Raw genomic sequence first — 15,393 nt, 5'->3', positions numbered from 1 at the left:
TGCCGGTGTACGGGCCGGTCAGCCGAGCTGCTCGTACGCCGGGAGGGTCAGGAAGTCCGCGTAGTCCTGGTCCAGCGCCACCTGGAGCAGGAGGTCGTGGGCCTGCTGCCACTTGCCCGCCGCGAAGGCGTCCTCGCCGACCTCGGCGCGGATCGCGGCGAGTTCCTCGGCCGCGACCGTGCGGGCCAGCTCCGCCGTGGCGTGCTCGCCGTTCTCGAAGACCACGTCCGCGTTGATCCACTGCCAGATCTGCGAGCGGGAGATCTCCGCGGTGGCGGCGTCCTCCATCAGGTTGAAGATGGCCACCGCGCCCAGGCCGCGCAGCCACGCCTCGATGTAGCGGATGCCGACCGCGACGGCGTTGCGCAGGCCCTCGGAGGTGGGCCGGGCGTCCAGGGTGTCGATGGCGATCAGGTCGCCCGCGGCCACCGAGACGTCCTCGCGCAGCCGGTCCTTCTGGTTCGGCTTCTCGCCGAGGACCGCGTCGAAGGAGGCCATGGCGATCGGGACCAGGTCCGGGTGGGCGACCCAGGAGCCGTCGAAGCCGTCGTTCGCCTCGCGGTCCTTGTCGGCCTTGACCTTCTCGAACGCGACCTTGTTCACCTCGGCGTCACGGCGGGACGGGATGAACGCGGCCATGCCGCCGATCGCGTGCGCGCCGCGCTTGTGGCAGGTGCGCACCAGCAGTTCGGTGTACGCCCGCATGAACGGGGCGGTCATCGTCACCGCGTTGCGGTCCGGCAGGACGAACTTGGAGCCGCCGTCGCGGAAGTTCTTGACGATGGAGAAGAGGTAGTCCCAGCGTCCCGCGTTCAGTCCGGAGGCGTGGTCGCGGAGCTCGTAGAGGATCTCCTCCATCTCGTACGCGGCGGTGATCGTCTCGATCAGGACGGTGGCGCGGACCGTGCCCTGCGGGATGCCGACGTAGTCCTGGGCGAAGACGAAGATCTCGTTCCAGAGGCGGGCCTCCAGGTGCGACTCCGTCTTCGGGAGGTAGAAGTACGGGCCCTTGCCGAGGTCGATCAGGCGCTGGGCGTTGTGGAAGAAGTAGAGCCCGAAGTCGACCAGCGCACCGGGCACCGGGGCGCCGTCCAGCTGGAGGTGACGCTCGTTCAGGTGCCAGCCGCGGGGGCGGGCCACGACCGTGGCGAGCTCCTCGGCGGGCTTCAGGGCGTACGACTTGCCGGTCCTGGAGTCGGTGAAGTCGATCTCGCGGCGGTACGCGTCCATCAGGTTGAGCTGGCCGAGGACGACGTTCTCCCACGTGGGGGCGGAGGCGTCCTCGAAGTCGGCGAGCCAGACCCGCGCGCCGGAGTTCAGCGCGTTGATGGTCATCTTGCGGTCGGTCGGACCGGTGATCTCCACCCGGCGGTCGTTCAGCGCGGCCGGGGCCGGGGCGACCTTCCAGGAGTCGTCCGCGCGGACCGCCGCCGTCTCGGGCAGGAAGTCCAGCGTGGAGGTGCGGGCGATCTCGGCGCGGCGCTCGGCGCGGCGGGCGAGGAGCTCGTCACGGCGGGGTGTGAACCGCCGGTGCAGCTCGGCCACGAACGCGAGGGCCGCGTCGGTCAGGACCTCGTCCTGCCGGGGCAGGGGCTCGGCATCGACGATGGCCAGCGGGGACGGCGCTGGTGCGGACATGAGCGGTCACTCCTTCAGCGGGCGGTGCGGGCGGAGCCCCGGGCCGCCGGGACGCCCGGGAACGGCACGGCGTGCCAGGGCTCCGGAACACGGATGCGAAGGCCGTCTGGGGTCCAGAGGGCTTCTGATCAGTGGATATTAGTTTCCTCATGGTGGAAGTTCAATGGTTTGTTGATGTCGAGATTCTCCGGGTCGACAGAAGTGGCCCCGCGACGGCCCGGAGTGCCGGGGCCGTCACGGGAGGTGTTCCCTCACCGGAGGCGGTCCAGATCCGCCACCGTGTCGATGTCGTACGCCTCGGCCACATCGGAACACTCGACGAGCGTGATCGCATCGTGGTGCGCCCGAAGGAACCTCCGGGCGCCCTGGTCGCCCACCGCCCCCGCCGCGACGTCCGGCCACAGCGCCGCCCCGAACAGCACCGGATGGCCGCGCTCGCCCCCGTACGCCGCCGCCGCGATCCCGCTCCGGGAGCGGTACGCCGCCCGCACCCGGGCCACCGCCCCGGCCCCGATACCCGGCTGGTCGACCAGGAGGACGAGCGCCGCGTCCGCCCCCGAGCCGGCCAGTGCGGCCAGTCCGGCGCGCAGCGAGGAGCCCATCCCCTCCGCCCATCCGGGATTCACCGTCACCGCGCAGCCGCCGAGCTCCGCCCGTTCCCGCACCGTGTCCGCCGCGGCGCCCAGGACCACCCGCACCGGGTCGCAGCCACCGTCCCGGAGCGCCCGCACCGCGTGCTCCACCAGGGGGCGGCCGCGGTGTTCCAGCAGGGCCTTGGGGCGCCCGCCGAGGCGCCGCCCGCCGCCCGCGGCGAGCAGCAGCCCGGCCACGCGCGGCGGTGTCGTTGTCGCAGTCATGCGGTCTGGATACCCCACCCGCACCCGGCCGCGCACCCCTCGCGCCGGCTTCGCGCACCCCTCGCACACCCTTCGCGCGAGCAAGCGGGAAACCCGCCGGACCGGGGCGGTGTCCACCGGACGACACGGAGATCACCCTTACGGGAGACCCCGAATTCCGTCCGTGCGGTGGCGCACCGTACCTGTCATGGCGTTAACTTGCGCGCACACCCGGATACTTGACCATGCTGCGTGGGCCGGTCGGATCACCGGCACAAAGACGTGCAAGGGGGAGTGCTTTGTTGCGAAGCGTGGGACAGAAGCGGGTCACCGGCAGCGTCGACGATCCGAGGGTGAGCGAGCTGCGTACGGCCGTCTCCCGGCTCCGCCGCGCCCTGGCCGGCCACCCCGCCGAGTTCCCGGACCGGAGCATCGCCGAGGAGGAGCTGGCGGCCCTGGACGCGATGACGGCGCAGGGCGTCCCCGAGATCGCGCGGATGCGCTGCTCCCTGCTGCTCATCGCGGGCTCGATCGGGTCGGTGAGCGCGCTGGCCGCCGCGCTCCGGGACGTGCGGGTCGCGGTCGACCTCTTCGGCGAGCCGCCGCGCCGCTGACCGGCCGGGTGCGGCGGGGTCAGCGGCGGATGAGCCGACGGGCCGTCGCCGCCGCCACCGCCGAAGTGCGGGAGTCGACGCCCAGCTTGGCGTAGATGTGCACCAGATGGGACTTCACCGTCGCCTGGCTGAGGAAGAGCCGCTTGCTGATCTGCAGGTTCGACAGCCCCTCGCCGACGAGTTGCAGCACCTCCAGCTCACGCCGGGTCAGCGCCTCCGCGGGGGTGCGCATCCGGTCCATCAGCCGGTGCGCGACGGCCGGGGCGAGCGCCGAGCGGCCCGCCGCGGCGGTACGGACCGCCGCCGCCAGCTCCTCCGGCGGGGCGTCCTTCAGCAGATAACCGGCGGCACCGGCCTCGACCGCCGCGAGGATGTCGGCGTCCGAGTCGTACGTAGTGAGGATCAGCACCCGGGGCGCGTCCGGGCGGGCCGTGATCTCCGCGGTGGCCTGCGAGCCGTGCATGCCCGTGCCGAACTGGAGGTCCATCAGGACCACGTCGTAGCCGCCGCCCGCCGCCATCTCGACGGCCCGCTCGGCGGTGGCCGCCTCACCGGCCACGAGGAATCCGGGCTCGGCGTCGAGCACGGCGCGCAGCCCGGCCCGGACCACCGGATGGTCGTCGGCGAGCAGCAGCCGGACCGGGGCGGTGTCGTCGGAGGTGTTCATGCAGCGTCCTGTCCTGGCCGGCCGTCGGTGAGGGGGAGCGGAAGGGTGAGGGCGAGGGCGGTGCCCTGCCCGGGGGCCGACTCGACGCTGAGCGTGCCGCCGAGCGAACGGGCCCTGGCCCGCATCGCGGGCAGTCCGAAGCCCCCGGTGTCCCGGTCCGCCGGGGCGGGGACGAGCCCCGGGGTGAACCCCCGGCCGTCGTCCACCACGTCCAGCGAGACCGAGGTGTCCATGAAGCTCAGGGTGATCTCCGCGCGCCGGGCCCCGGCGTGCCGCACCGTGTTGGCCAGCGCCGACTGCGCGGTGCGCAGCAGCGCCACCTCGTACGGGGTCGGCAGCTCCACCGGTGTGCCGCTCACCGCGAACTGCACGGTGAGATCGGGGCCCGTCGTCCGGGCGGTCAGGCGCTCCAGCGCGGCGGCCAGCGAACCGTTCGCCAGGTCCGGCGGGGACAGGGCGCGTACGAAGCGGCGGGCCTCGGCGAGGTTCTCCTGGGCGGCCTCGCGGGCCCGGCGCACGTGCGCGGTGGCGGGGGCGTCGTCGGGCAGGGTGCGCTCGGCGGCCCGCAGCAGCAGCTGGATGCTGGACAGGCCCTGGGCGAGGGTGTCGTGGATCTCGCGGGCCAGCCGCTCGCGCTCGGCGAGGGTGCCCGCGGTGCGCTCCGCCTCGGCCAGCTCCGCCCGGGTCGACATCAGCTCCTCGATCAGCCGCCGCCGCCGTTCGCTCTCCCGGAACAGCGCCTCGTAGCCGAGGACCGTCGCCACCGCGACCGCCGCGCCGAGCAGCGGTCCGATGAAGGTGCCCGGGTTGACGGCCTGGCCGTGCCAGAGGAAGCAGACGATGGCGGCGGCCGCGGTGACCACGACGGCGGGCAGCCCCCAGCGGTTCGGCAGCAGATGCAGCTGCAGGAAGTAGAGGGGGAAGGCCACCCACAGCGCGTCCGGAGACAGCACGAGCAGCGCCAGCCACACCGCGCCCAGCGCCGCCAGCCACACCGCCGCCGTCCTGGTGTGCGGCTGCACGGCGGGCAGCAGCGCGCCCGCCGCGTACACGGCGGCCATCAGACCGGCGACCGCGACGACGGCACCGGCCCGGGGTGCCCCGTCGCCGACCGCCCGGACGACCACGAGTGCCAGCAGCCCGACCAGCAGCGCGTGCAGGCAGAGCCGCAGCGCGGTGGCGACCGGGGGGTGGGGGCGTGGATCCATGGTGTTTCCAGCGTAGACGCGGGGCGGCGGGGGCCGGTCAATCGAAAGGTTGATGTCGGGCCCCACCCGGGTGCGATGTCCCCGGAGGCCCGGACGGCGAGGCTGGAGCCATGTTCGTCGCATGGAGAGATCTCCGTTTCGCCAAGGGCCGGTTCGCCCTCATGGGCACGGTCGTGGTGCTGATCACGCTGCTCGTGGGCCTGTTGTCTGGTCTCACCGCGGGGCTGGCCCGGGAGAACACCTCGGCCGTCACCGGGCTGTCCGCCGACCACCTCGCCTTCGCCGCCCCGCCGGACGGCCGCTCGGTGTCCTTCACCGACTCGGCCGTCGAGGAGCGGGCCTGGCGGAGCTGGGCGGAGCGTCCCGGGGTGGCGGCCGCCGAGCCGCTCGGCATCCGTACGCTCAACGCCGAGGGCCGGGGCGGGCACACCTCGGCGGTCTCCGCGTTCGGGGTCGAACCGGACGGGGGCCTCACCCCGCCCGGTACCCGGGTCGCCACCGGGCGGGTGGTCCTCTCCGAGCAGGCCGCCGAGGACCTGGCGGCCGCCCCCGGCGACCGGGTGCGGCTCGGCTCCACCACCGTCACCGTCGCCGCCGTAGCGGGCGACGCCTCCTACAGCCACACCTCGGTCCTGTGGACCTCGCTCGACGACTGGCAGCACCTCGCGGGCGACGACGGCCGGGGCCGGCACGCCACGGTGATCGCCCTGACCACCGACGGCGCCGATCTCGCCGCGGGCGACAAGGCGGCCGGCACCAGCACCCTCTCGCGGGACGACTCCCTCACCGCCATCGGCTCCTACCAGGCCGAGAACGGCTCGCTCCAGCTGATGCGCGGCTTCCTCTTCGCCATCTCCGCCCTGGTCATCGGCGCCTTCTTCACCGTCTGGACGATCCAGCGCGGCGGCGACGTCGCCGTACTGAAGGCGCTCGGCGCCTCCACCCGCTACCTGCTGCGCGACGCGCTCGGGCAGGCGGTCGTGATGCTCGCGCTGGGCACCGGCGCGGGCACCGCGCTCGCCGCCGGGATCGGCGCCCTGATCAGCGGCGGCGCGGTGCCGTTCGTCCTCGACGCGGCGACCGTGCTGGTCCCGGCCGCCGTGATGATCGTCCTCGGCGCGCTCGGGGCGGCCCTGTCCATCCGGCGGATCACCGCCGTCGACCCGCTCACCGCACTCGGGAGTGCCCGATGACCCTCACCCTCTCCGACGTCACCCTCACCTACCCCGACGGCGACGGCCGGCTCACCGCCCTCGACCGGGTCTCCCTGGAGGTGCCCGCGGGCACGCTCACCGCGGTGGTCGGACCGTCCGGCTCCGGCAAGTCCAGCCTGCTCGCGGTGGCGGCGACCCTGGTCACCCCGGACTCCGGGCGGGTGGTGGTCGCGGGCCGGGAGACCTCCGGCCTGGACCGGGCGGGACAGGCGGAGCTGCGCCGCGCGCACATCGGGATCGTCTTCCAGCAGCCCAATCTGCTGCCCTCGCTCACGGCCGCCGAACAGCTCCAGGTGATGACCCACCTCTCGGGCGGTGCGGTACGCCGCACCCGCGAGCGGGCGCTGGAACTGCTGGACGCGGTCGGCCTCGCGGACCAGGCCGGGCGCAGGCCGCACCAGCTCTCGGGCGGGCAGCGGCAGCGGATCAACATCGCGCGGGCCCTGATGAACGAACCCGAGGTGCTGCTGGTGGACGAGCCGACCAGCGCGCTCGACCACGAGCGGGGCGCCGCCGTGCTGGACCTGCTGGTCCGGCTGGTGCGGGAGCGGTCCACGGCGACGGTGCTGGTCACCCACGACCGGACCCATCTGGACCGGGTGGACCGCACGGTCCGGATGGACGACGGCCGGCTGACCGTGGCCGAGCCGGTCTGACCCGGCGGGGTACGGGGAACGAGGAAGGGGCGGCCCGGACGGGCCGCCCCTTCGCGTACTCAGCCGGTGGTGCCGCTGCTCGCCAGCGCCTCGGAGAGGTCCCGCGCCGCCTGCTGGAGGATCGGCACGATCCGCTCGGTGGCCGCCTCCGTCACCCGGCCCGCCGGACCGGAGATCGAGATCGCCGCCGAGGTGGGGGAGTCCGGCACGGGGACCGCCAGGCAGCGGACCCCGATCTCCTGCTCGTTGTCGTCGACGGCGTAACCGACCCGGCGGACGTGCTCCAGCGCGTCGAGGAAGCCCTCGGGCGTGGTGATCGTCTTCTCGGTGGCGGCGGGCATGCCGGTACGGGCCAGCAGGGCGCGCACCTCCTCCGGGGGCGTGTGCGCCAGCAGCGCCTTGCCGACCCCGGTGGAGTGCGGCAGCACCCGGCGGCCCACCTCGGTGAACATCCGCATCGAGTGCTTGGACGGGACCTGGGCCACGTACACGATCTCGTCGCCGTCGAGCAGCGCCATGTTCGCGGTCTCGCCGGTCTCCTCGACCAGCCGCGCCAGATACGGCCGGGCCCAGGTGCCCAGCAGCCGGGAGGCGGACTCGCCGAGCCGGATCAGCCGGGGGCCCAGCGCGTAGCGCCGGTTGGGCTGCTGGCGCACGTATCCGCAGAGCACCAGCGTGCGCATCAGGCGGTGGATGGTCGGCAGCGGGAGCCCGCTGCTCGCGGAGAGCTCGCTCAGCCCGACCTCGCCCCCCGCGTCCGCCATCCGCTCCAGCAGATCGAAGGCGCGCTCAAGGGACTGCACACCACCGCTCGACGCGGCGGGCTTGGAGTCGGCTGTGCTGGCGTGGGACGGCGGCACGTCAACGGTCCTTTCGAGGCGGATGAGCGGGTGCCCCGCCGGGCGGGGCACTCAGGAGTGTCCGACACCTCCCACGGCGTCGCGCTCAAGGATCGGACACCCGCAGCAGCCTACCGGGCTGTTCCCGGTCGACGCACTGCTCCGGGCCCGGCGTCCTGGCCGGTCAGAGACCGTTTGTCCCGGTGTCGGCCGACGGCGGGGCCAGGGCGCGGAGCCCTGCTGGTCCCATGCTACGTTCCATGGTGCGAAAGTTGACTTCTACTTTGTGGAAATATACAGCCGCAGGCGAAAGGCGGCCGTCCGGCCCCCGGTCGGGCGCGGCAAGGTCTTGACGAGGCCGCACCCCGAGTGAAAACTCCTTCAACAGTTCGTTGAATTCTTCAGCGTTCGAAGCCCGAAGTGAGGAGCACGGATGTCCGGTGCGGACGTGAACCTGGTACTGCGCTCGACGCGTGTCGTCACCCCGGACGGGACGCGCGCCGCCGCGGTGGCCGTCGCCGGCGGGAGGATCGACGCGGTCCTGCCGTACGACGCCGGGGTGCCGGCCGGTGCCCGGCTGGAGGACTTCGGCGACGACGTGCTGCTGCCCGGGCTCGTCGACACCCACGTCCATGTGAACGACCCGGGCCGCACCGAGTGGGAGGGCTTCCACACCGCCACCCGCGCGGCGGCGGCGGGCGGCATCACCACCCTGCTCGACATGCCGCTCAACTCGCTGCCGCCGACCACCACCGTCGACCACCTGCGCACCAAGCAGCGGGTCGCCGCACCGAAGGCGCACATCGACACCGGCTTCTGGGGCGGTGCGATCCCCACCAACGTCAAGGACCTGCGGCCGCTGTACGAGGCCGGGGTGTTCGGCTTCAAGTGCTTCCTGTCGCCCTCCGGCGTCGACGAGTTCCCCGAGCTGGACCAGGAGCAACTGGCCCGGTCCATGGCGGAGATCACCGGATTCGGCGGCCTGCTGATCGTGCACGCCGAGGACCCGCACCACCTGGCCGCCGCCCCGCAGCGCGGCGGCCCCGCGTACGCCGACTTCCTCGCCTCCCGGCCGCGCGACGCCGAGAACACCGCGATCGAGGGGCTGATCGCGCACGCCAGGCGGCTGAACGCCCGGGTCCATGTGCTGCACCTGTCCTCCGGCGACGCCCTGCCGATGATCGCCGCGGCCCGGCGCGAGGGCGTACGGATCACGGTCGAGTCCTGCCCGCACTTCCTCACCCTCACCGCCGAGGAGGTCCCGGACGGCGCCACCGAGTTCAAGTGCTGCCCGCCGATCCGGGAGGCCGCCAACCAGGACGCGCTGTGGCAGGGGCTGGCGGACGGCACGATCGACTGCGTCGTCTCCGACCACTCGCCCTGCACCACCGACCTCAAGACCCCCGACTTCGCCTCCGCCTGGGGCGGGATCTCCTCCCTCCAGCTCGGGCTGCCCGCCATCTGGACCGAGGCCCGCAGGCGCGGCCACTCGCTCGACGACGTCGCCCGCTGGATGTCGGCCGCCCCCGCCGCACTGGCCGGACTCGACCGGAAGGGCGCCATCGAGGCCGGCCGCGACGCCGACTTCGCGGTGCTGGCCCCCGACGCGACCTTCACCGTAGACCCGGCCGAACTCTTCCACCGCAACCAGGTCACCGCCTACGCCGGGAAGACCCTGTACGGCGTCGTCCGCTCGACCTGGCTGCGCGGCGAGCGGATCGCGGCCGACGGCACCGTCGGCGCCCCCACCGGCCGGCTCCTCGTACGCGGCCACTGACCGCGCACCGGACCTCCTTCGCGCCCGCCGCCCAACCCCACGGCGGGCGCGAAGAAGGGCCGAAGGTCTCCACCCGCGCGACTTTGGTCTCCCGGTGCGCCCGTACGGCCCGGCCCACCGCCCGGCCTGGGTAGTTTTTGTGGCATGACGCGTACGGAATACCGCTGGCTGCTGCCGTCGGCGATGGCCGACCCCGAGCTGTCCGGCGACCGGCGCGGCCGTTCCCGCCGCACGGTGCGGGACTGGATCGTCGACACGACCGCCTTCCTCTGCGCCGCCGGGATCGGCCTGATCGCCGCGGCGGCCATCGAAGCCGACCGGAGCACCTCCGACCTCGTCCTCCTCGTCGACGTCGTGCTCGGGGTGCTGGCCTGCGCCGTGCTCTGGGTGCGGCGCCGGTGGCCGGTGGGCGTGGCCCTGGGGCTGGTCCTGCTCGCCACGGTCGAGCCCACCGCGGCGGGGGCGATGCTCGTCGCGCTCTTCGGGCTGGCGGTGCACCGGCCCTTCCGGCCGGTCGCGGTCATCGGGGCGCTGGCCCTGGTCCTCACCCCCGTACAGCCGTATCTGCGCCCCGACCCGGAAAGCTCCTCCCTCGTGGACACGATCATCGGGGTGCTGCTGACGCTGCTGGTGATCAGTTGGGGGATGGCCGTACGGTCCCGGCGCCAGCTCGTCGTCTCCCTGCGCGAGCGGGCCCGCCGGGCCGAGACCGAGGCGGAACTCCGCGCCGAACAGGCCCAGCGGCTGGCCCGCGAGGCCATCGCCCGGGAGATGCACGACGTCCTCGCCCACCGGCTGACCCTGCTCAGCGTCCACGCGGGCGCCCTCGAATTCCGCCCCGACGCGCCCAGGGCCGAGATCGCCCGCGCCGCCGGGGTCATCCGGGACAGCGCGCATGAGGCGCTCCAGGACCTGCGCGAGATCATCGGCGTGCTGCGCAGCCCCGGCGAGAGCGACGGCGACCGGCCGCAGCCCACCCTCGCCACCCTGGACGAGCTGATCGCCGAGTCCCGGCTGGCCGGCATGGCGGTCGTGCTCGAAAACCGGGTCGACGACCCCGCCTCGGCCCCCGCCGCCACCGGCCGCACCGTCTACCGCATCGCCCAGGAGGCCCTCACCAACGCCCGCAAGCACGCCCCCGGCACCGAGGTCACCGTCAGCGTCACCGGCGCCCCGGGCGAGGACCTGACCATCGAGGTGCGCAACCCGGCGCCCACCGAACCGTTCAGGCCGGTCCCCGGCTCCGGCCAGGGCCTCATCGGCCTCACCGAACGCGCCACGCTGGCCGGCGGCAAGCTGGAGCACGGGCCGCTGCCGGACGGCGGCTTCCACGTCCGCGCCGTACTGCCGTGGCCGGCCTGAGCCCCGGACCCCGCCTCCCGGTGCCCATCGCGTCCGGGCCCCCGATACGGTTGCGGACATGACCACCCCCACCCCGAACGGGCCCGGCCCGCAGCGGATTCGGCTGCTCGTCGTCGACGACGACCCGCTCGTCCGGGCCGGTCTCGGCCTCATGCTCGGCGGCGCCGACGACATCGAGATCGTCGGGGAGGGGGCGGACGGCACGGAGGTCGCCCCGCTGGTCGACCGGCTCCGCCCCGACGTGGTCCTGATGGACCTCCGGATGCCCGCCATGGACGGGCTCACCGCGACCGAACGGCTGCGCGCCCGCCCCGACGCCCCCGAGGTCATCGTCCTCACCACCTTCCACGCCGACGAACAGGTGCTGCGGGCGATCCGCGCCGGGGCGGCCGGATTCGTCCTCAAGGACACCCCGGCGGAACGGATCGTCGACGCGGTACGACGGGTCGCCGCCGGGGACCCGGTGCTCTCGCCCGCGGTGACCCGGCAGCTGATGGACCGCGCCGCCGGGACCGGCCCCCGCGGCCGCGACGAGCGCGCCGGCGCGGCCCGGCTGCGCCTCGCCCAACTGGCCGGGCGGGAACGCGAGGTCGCCCTCTCCGTCGCGCGCGGCCGCTCCAACGCCGAGATCGCCGCCGCCCTCTACCTCAGCGTGGCGACCGTGAAGACCCAGGTCTCCCGGATCCTCGCCCGGTTCGGATTCAACAACCGTGTGCAGATCGCCCTGTTGGTGCACGACGCGGGGCTCCTCGACGAGGACGGCGCACCGCCACCGGCATAGGGTGAGGAGGCCGGCCCGCGGGAAACGGGCCGCACGACCGGGAGGGGCGATCCCATGTTCGGAGTCAGTGGCCGGGCCGACATCGATCTGCGCGGGGTGGCGGAATTCACCGCGGACCCGTACCCGTACTACGAGAAGCTGCGCGCCGCCGGACCGGTGCACACCGTCCGCACCGACGAATTCGACCTGGTCTGGCTGGTGGTGGGGTACGACGAGGCCCGCGCCGCCCTCACCGACCCGAGGCTCACCAAGGACTGGCGCGCGCTGCCCGGCGCGCCCGAGGGCGATTCGATCTTCCTGAACATGCTGGAGCTGGACCCGCCGCACCACACCCGGCTGCGCAAGCTCGTCGCCCGGGAGTTCACCGCCCGGCGGGTCGAGTCGCTGCGCCCGCGCGTCCAGGAGATCACCGACGGGCTGCTCGACGCGATGGTGCCCGCCGGGCGCGCCGATCTCGTCGACGCCCTCGCCTTCCCGCTGCCGATGACCGTCATCTGCGAACTGATCGGCGTCCCGGACCTGGACCGCGACCGGTTCCGCCGGTTGTCGAACGGGGTCGTCACCCCCACCTCCCCGGAGCAGGAGACCGAGTCGGTGCGCGTCATGGGCGCGTACCTGCGCGAGCTGATCGAGGAGAAGCGCGCCGCACCCGGCGACGACCTGATGAGCGCCCTGGTCAGAACGCGCGACGAGGACGGCGACCGGCTCTCCTTCGACGAACTCATGGGCATGGCCTTCCTGTTGCTGGTGGCCGGCCACGAGACCACGGTCAACCTGATCGCCAACGGGGTACGGGCCCTGCTCGGCCACCCCGACCAGCTCGCCGCCCTCCGGGACGACCCGGAACTGCTCGGCGGCGCCGTCGAGGAGATGCTCCGCTACGACGGCCCGGTGGAGAACGCCACGTTCCGCTTCGCCCGCGAGAACATCCCGATGGGGCGGCGGACCATCCCGGCGGGCGCCCCGGTGCTGGTCTCGCTGGCGGGCGCCGACCGGGACGGTGCCCGCTATCCGGAGCCCGACACCTTCGACATCCGCCGCGAGCCCCAGGGCCATCTGGCCTTCGGACACGGCCTCCACTTCTGCGTGGGCGCGCCGCTGGCCCGGATGGAGGGCCGGATCGCGATCGGCAGCCTGCTGGAGCGGTGCCCCGGACTGGTCCTGGACACGGAGGCGGACCGGGAGCCGGACTGGATCCCGGGCATGCTGATCCGCGGCGCGCGCGGACTGCCCGTCCGCTGGTGAGCGGGGAAGTGCGGCCGGTGGCGGCCGGCATACGACGGGACAACGGAAAGAGGAGCAGCGACGGATGACCGGACTCGACCTGACAGCGGCCCAGAAGGTCCTCGACAGCCAGCCGTTCAGCGGCCTCCTGGGCGCCCGGCTCACCGCCTTCGGGAACGGCGCGGCCACCCTCGAGGTGGACGTCCGCCCCGAGCTCCAGCAGCAGAACGGTTTCCTGCACGGCGGGGTCCTCGCCTACGCGGCCGACAACGCGATCACCTTCGCCGCCGGCACGACCCTGGGCCCGCAGGTGCTGACCGGCGGATTCTCCATCCAGTACGTCCGGCCCGGCACCGGCGCCACCCTGGTCGCCCGCGCCGAGGTCGCGCACACCGGACGCCGTCAGGCGGTGGTCCGCTGCGAGTTGTTCGCCGTCGCCGAGGACGGGGAGGAACGGCTCTGCGCCGTCGCGCAGGGCACCGTCCTGCCGGCCTGACCGGGGCGGCGCACCCCGGGGCGTCCGGCGGATCGGGGGCGAGCCCGCTCTCAGCCGCCCCCGGCCTCCTTGGCGACCTCCTCGACGGTCACCGGGCGCCGCTCCCGGCGCGACAGCTCGCAGGCCTCCGCGACCAGCAGCGCCCGCCACGCCTCCCGGCCGTCGCACGGATTGGGCAGTTCGCCCCGCGCCACCCGGACGAACGCGTCCAGCTCGGCCTCGTACGCCGGGGCGAACCGCTCCAGAAACCCGGGCCAGGGATCGGCCGGTGCCGACGGGCCGTGCGGTTCGGCGGAGGTGAGCGGGGTGCGGGCGTCCAGGCCGACGGTGATCTGGTCCCGCTCGCCCGCCAGCTCCATGCGGACGTCGTACCCGGCTCCGTTGCAGCGGGTGGCCGACGCCGTGGCGAGGGTGCCGTCGTCGAGGGTCAGCACTGCCGCCGCCGTGTCCACGTCTCCGGCCGTCCGGAACATCGCGGGCCCGGCGTCCGAGCCGACGGCGTACACCTCGGTCACCTCGCGGCCGGTGACCCATCGCACCACGTCGAAGTCGTGGACCAGGCAGTCCCGGTACAACCCGCCGGAGAGCGGCAGGTAGGCGGCGGGCGGCGGGGCCGGGTCCATCGTCACCGTCCGCACCGTGTGCAGCCGCCCCAGCGCACCGGAGCGCACGGCCGCGCGGGCGGCCCCGTACCCGGCGTCGAACCGGCGCATGAAGCCCAGCTGGAGCACGGTCCCGGCCCGGTCCACCGCGCGCAGCGCGTCCAGCGTCCCCGGCAGGTCCAGGGCGATCGGCTTCTCGCAGAACGCCGGGAGCCCGGCCCGCGCGGCCCGGCCGATCAGCTCCGCGTGCGCCGCGGTGGCCGAGGCGATCACCACGGCGTCCACCCCCGCGCCGAACACCCCGGCCGCGTCCGGGACGGCCCGCGCGCCGGTGCGCCGCGCCAGGAGAGCGGCGCGGTCCCGGTCGGTGTCGGCCACCACCAGGGCGTCCACCTCGGGGTGGCGGGCCAGCACGCCCGCGTGGAAGGAGCCGATCCGGCCGGTGCCGATGAGTCCGATGCGCATGGACCCAACGTGCCGTCCGCCCTCTGCCCTGTCAATCAAATGTCAGGACAAACATGGGTTCGTCGGCGGCCTGCTGTCCGGACAACCGGACAACCGGGCAACACGACGACAGGGCAACCGGACGACCGGACTACCGGGGCCCCGGCCCGGGGGATACCCTCCACGCGTGCCCAAACCCACCACCGACCCCGCAGCACTCGAACTCGGCGTGGACCGCACCAGCCCGATCCCCCTCTACTTCCAGCTCGCCCAGCAACTGGAGGCCGCCGTCGAGCAGGGCAGGCTCGCCCCCGGCAGCCTGCTCGGCAACGAGATCGAGCTCGCGTCCCGGCTGGGGCTGTCCCGGCCCACGGTCCGCCAGGCCATCCAGTCCCTGGTCGACAAGGGGCTGATGGTCCGCCGCCGGGGCGTGGGCACCCAGGTCGTGCACAGCACGGTCCGCCGCCCGCTCGAACTGAGCAGCCTCTACGACGACCTGGAGGCGGCGGGCGCGCACCCCGCCACCCGGGTCCTGCGCAACACCGTCGAGCCCGCCGACCCCGCCACGGCCGCCGCGCTCGGCATCGCCGAGGGCACCGACGTCCACCGCGTCGAGCGGCTGCGGTACGCCCACGGCGAGCCGCTCGCCCTGCTCCGCAACCACCTGCCGGCCGGGATCGCCGACCTGGACACCGCCCGTCTGGAGGCCACCGGCCTCTACCGGATCCTGCGCGGCGCGGGCATCACCCTGCACAGCGCCCGCCAGACCGTCGGCGCCCGGCTCGCCACCGACGCGGAGGCGGCCGGGCTCGCCGAACCGGCGGGGGCGGCCGTGCTGACCATGGAGCGCACCACCTTCGACGACACCGGACGGGTGGTCGAGCACGGCTCCCACCTCTACCGGGCCTCGCGCCACACCTTCGACTTCCAGCTCCTCGTCCGCTGACCCGGTCCGGCACCGCACCGTCCCGCCCCGTTGACGTCCGGTCCGCGCACCGTTAAGACTCCACCGGTCGCACTCCGGCGGCCGGGAGA

At 74.0% G+C, this 15,393-nt stretch carries 15 protein-coding genes; 9 read left to right on the top strand and 6 right to left on the bottom strand.

The window, feature by feature from the left end:
* Window positions 1-18: 18 nt before the first annotated feature.
* Window positions 19-1,638, bottom strand: a complete 1,620-nt coding sequence (aceB, locus tag ACWC97_RS08970) for a malate synthase A (RefSeq protein ID WP_385216097.1) — start codon at window positions 1,636-1,638, stop codon at window positions 19-21.
* 251 nt (window positions 1,639-1,889) lie between these two features.
* The gene (locus ACWC97_RS08965) at window positions 1,890-2,495 is read right to left on the bottom strand and encodes a nucleotidyltransferase family protein (RefSeq protein WP_352280178.1); all 606 of its coding nucleotides are present in this window, start codon (window positions 2,493-2,495) and stop codon (window positions 1,890-1,892) included.
* Between the two features lie 278 nt (window positions 2,496-2,773).
* Between ACWC97_RS08965 and ACWC97_RS08960 the strand changes: the two genes are divergently transcribed.
* The gene (locus ACWC97_RS08960; RefSeq protein ID WP_352280179.1) at window positions 2,774-3,088 is read left to right on the top strand and encodes a DUF5955 family protein; all 315 of its coding nucleotides are present in this window, start codon (window positions 2,774-2,776) and stop codon (window positions 3,086-3,088) included.
* Window positions 3,089-3,107: 19 nt separating this feature from the next.
* On the opposite strand, the gene ACWC97_RS08955 is transcribed toward ACWC97_RS08960, so the two are convergent.
* Together ACWC97_RS08955 and ACWC97_RS08950 are read right to left on the bottom strand one after the other, a co-directional pair.
* Window positions 3,108-3,755 carry a response regulator transcription factor gene (locus ACWC97_RS08955; protein ID WP_352280180.1) on the bottom strand — a complete coding sequence of 216 codons (648 nt, stop codon included), beginning with the start codon at window positions 3,753-3,755 and terminating at the stop codon, window positions 3,108-3,110.
* Entirely contained in the window at window positions 3,752-4,963 is a 1,212-nt protein-coding gene (locus tag ACWC97_RS08950) for a sensor histidine kinase (protein ID WP_450648303.1), read from the bottom strand. The genes ACWC97_RS08955 and ACWC97_RS08950 overlap by 4 nt, the downstream gene beginning before the upstream one ends.
* Window positions 4,964-5,073: 110 nt before the next feature.
* Here ACWC97_RS08950 and ACWC97_RS08945 point away from each other — a divergent pair, with 110 nt between their 5' ends.
* Both ACWC97_RS08945 and ACWC97_RS08940 read left to right on the top strand, forming a co-directional pair.
* Window positions 5,074-6,156 carry an ABC transporter permease gene (locus tag ACWC97_RS08945; RefSeq protein WP_450648301.1) on the top strand — a complete coding sequence of 361 codons (1,083 nt, stop codon included), beginning with the start codon at window positions 5,074-5,076 and terminating at the stop codon, window positions 6,154-6,156.
* A complete protein-coding gene (locus ACWC97_RS08940; protein ID WP_450648299.1) occupies window positions 6,153-6,833 on the top strand; it encodes an ABC transporter ATP-binding protein in 681 nt (226 codons plus the stop codon). Before ACWC97_RS08945 ends, ACWC97_RS08940 begins: the two co-directional genes overlap by 4 nt.
* Window positions 6,834-6,892: 59 nt before the next feature.
* Here the strand turns inward: ACWC97_RS08940 and ACWC97_RS08935 are convergent, their stop codons facing one another.
* Window positions 6,893-7,693, bottom strand: coding sequence for an IclR family transcriptional regulator (locus tag ACWC97_RS08935; RefSeq protein WP_352280184.1), 801 nt, complete (start codon window positions 7,691-7,693; stop codon window positions 6,893-6,895).
* Window positions 7,694-8,105: 412 nt separating this feature from the next.
* Here ACWC97_RS08935 and allB point away from each other — a divergent pair, with 412 nt between their 5' ends.
* The 5 genes from allB to ACWC97_RS08910 all read left to right on the top strand — a co-directional run bounded on the left by allB (window position 8,106) and on the right by ACWC97_RS08910 (window position 13,312).
* Complete coding sequence (gene allB, locus ACWC97_RS08930; RefSeq protein WP_450648296.1) at window positions 8,106-9,449, top strand: allantoinase AllB; 1,344 nt, start codon at window positions 8,106-8,108, stop codon at window positions 9,447-9,449.
* Between the two features lie 144 nt (window positions 9,450-9,593).
* Complete coding sequence (locus ACWC97_RS08925) at window positions 9,594-10,811, top strand: sensor histidine kinase (protein ID WP_450648295.1); 1,218 nt, start codon at window positions 9,594-9,596, stop codon at window positions 10,809-10,811.
* A 58-nt stretch (window positions 10,812-10,869) separates the two neighbouring features.
* Window positions 10,870-11,592, top strand: coding sequence for a response regulator transcription factor (locus tag ACWC97_RS08920; protein ID WP_352280187.1), 723 nt, complete (start codon window positions 10,870-10,872; stop codon window positions 11,590-11,592).
* Window positions 11,593-11,646: 54 nt separating this feature from the next.
* The gene (locus tag ACWC97_RS08915; protein WP_352280188.1) at window positions 11,647-12,837 is read left to right on the top strand and encodes a cytochrome P450 family protein; all 1,191 of its coding nucleotides are present in this window, start codon (window positions 11,647-11,649) and stop codon (window positions 12,835-12,837) included.
* Between the two features lie 64 nt (window positions 12,838-12,901).
* Window positions 12,902-13,312 carry a PaaI family thioesterase gene (locus tag ACWC97_RS08910; RefSeq protein ID WP_450648292.1) on the top strand — a complete coding sequence of 137 codons (411 nt, stop codon included), beginning with the start codon at window positions 12,902-12,904 and terminating at the stop codon, window positions 13,310-13,312.
* 50 nt (window positions 13,313-13,362) lie between these two features.
* On the opposite strand, the gene ACWC97_RS08905 is transcribed toward ACWC97_RS08910, so the two are convergent.
* The gene (locus tag ACWC97_RS08905; protein ID WP_352280190.1) at window positions 13,363-14,379 is read right to left on the bottom strand and encodes a Gfo/Idh/MocA family protein; all 1,017 of its coding nucleotides are present in this window, start codon (window positions 14,377-14,379) and stop codon (window positions 13,363-13,365) included.
* A gap of 166 nt (window positions 14,380-14,545) precedes the next feature.
* On the opposite strand from ACWC97_RS08905, the gene ACWC97_RS08900 reads away from it, so the two are divergent.
* Window positions 14,546-15,304 (top strand): GntR family transcriptional regulator, encoded by a 759-nt coding sequence (locus ACWC97_RS08900; protein WP_352280191.1) that lies wholly within the window; start codon window positions 14,546-14,548, stop codon window positions 15,302-15,304.
* The last annotated feature ends 89 nt before the right edge of the window (window positions 15,305-15,393 follow it).

The organism is Streptomyces sp. NPDC001108 (genome assembly GCF_053598535.1).
This window is presented reverse-complemented; position numbering and strand designations above follow the sequence as displayed.

Bases quoted from the DNA above. Each gene is read 5' to 3' on its own strand.
- aceB (WP_385216097.1), bottom strand. From the start codon at position 1,638: ATGTCCGCACCAGCGCCGTCCCCGCTGGCCATCGTCGATGCCGAGCCC.
- ACWC97_RS08965 (WP_352280178.1), bottom strand. From the start codon at position 2,495: ATGACTGCGACAACGACACCGCCGCGCGTGGCCGGGCTGCTGCTCGCC.
- ACWC97_RS08955 (WP_352280180.1), bottom strand. From the start codon at position 3,755: ATGAACACCTCCGACGACACCGCCCCGGTCCGGCTGCTGCTCGCCGAC.
- ACWC97_RS08950 (WP_450648303.1), bottom strand. From the start codon at position 4,963: ATGGATCCACGCCCCCACCCCCCGGTCGCCACCGCGCTGCGGCTCTGC.
- ACWC97_RS08945 (WP_450648301.1), top strand. From the start codon at position 5,074: ATGTTCGTCGCATGGAGAGATCTCCGTTTCGCCAAGGGCCGGTTCGCC.
- ACWC97_RS08940 (WP_450648299.1), top strand. From the start codon at position 6,153: ATGACCCTCACCCTCTCCGACGTCACCCTCACCTACCCCGACGGCGAC.
- allB (WP_450648296.1), top strand. From the start codon at position 8,106: ATGTCCGGTGCGGACGTGAACCTGGTACTGCGCTCGACGCGTGTCGTC.
- ACWC97_RS08925 (WP_450648295.1), top strand. From the start codon at position 9,594: ATGACGCGTACGGAATACCGCTGGCTGCTGCCGTCGGCGATGGCCGAC.
- ACWC97_RS08920 (WP_352280187.1), top strand. From the start codon at position 10,870: ATGACCACCCCCACCCCGAACGGGCCCGGCCCGCAGCGGATTCGGCTG.
- ACWC97_RS08915 (WP_352280188.1), top strand. From the start codon at position 11,647: ATGTTCGGAGTCAGTGGCCGGGCCGACATCGATCTGCGCGGGGTGGCG.
- ACWC97_RS08910 (WP_450648292.1), top strand. From the start codon at position 12,902: ATGACCGGACTCGACCTGACAGCGGCCCAGAAGGTCCTCGACAGCCAG.
- ACWC97_RS08905 (WP_352280190.1), bottom strand. From the start codon at position 14,379: ATGCGCATCGGACTCATCGGCACCGGCCGGATCGGCTCCTTCCACGCG.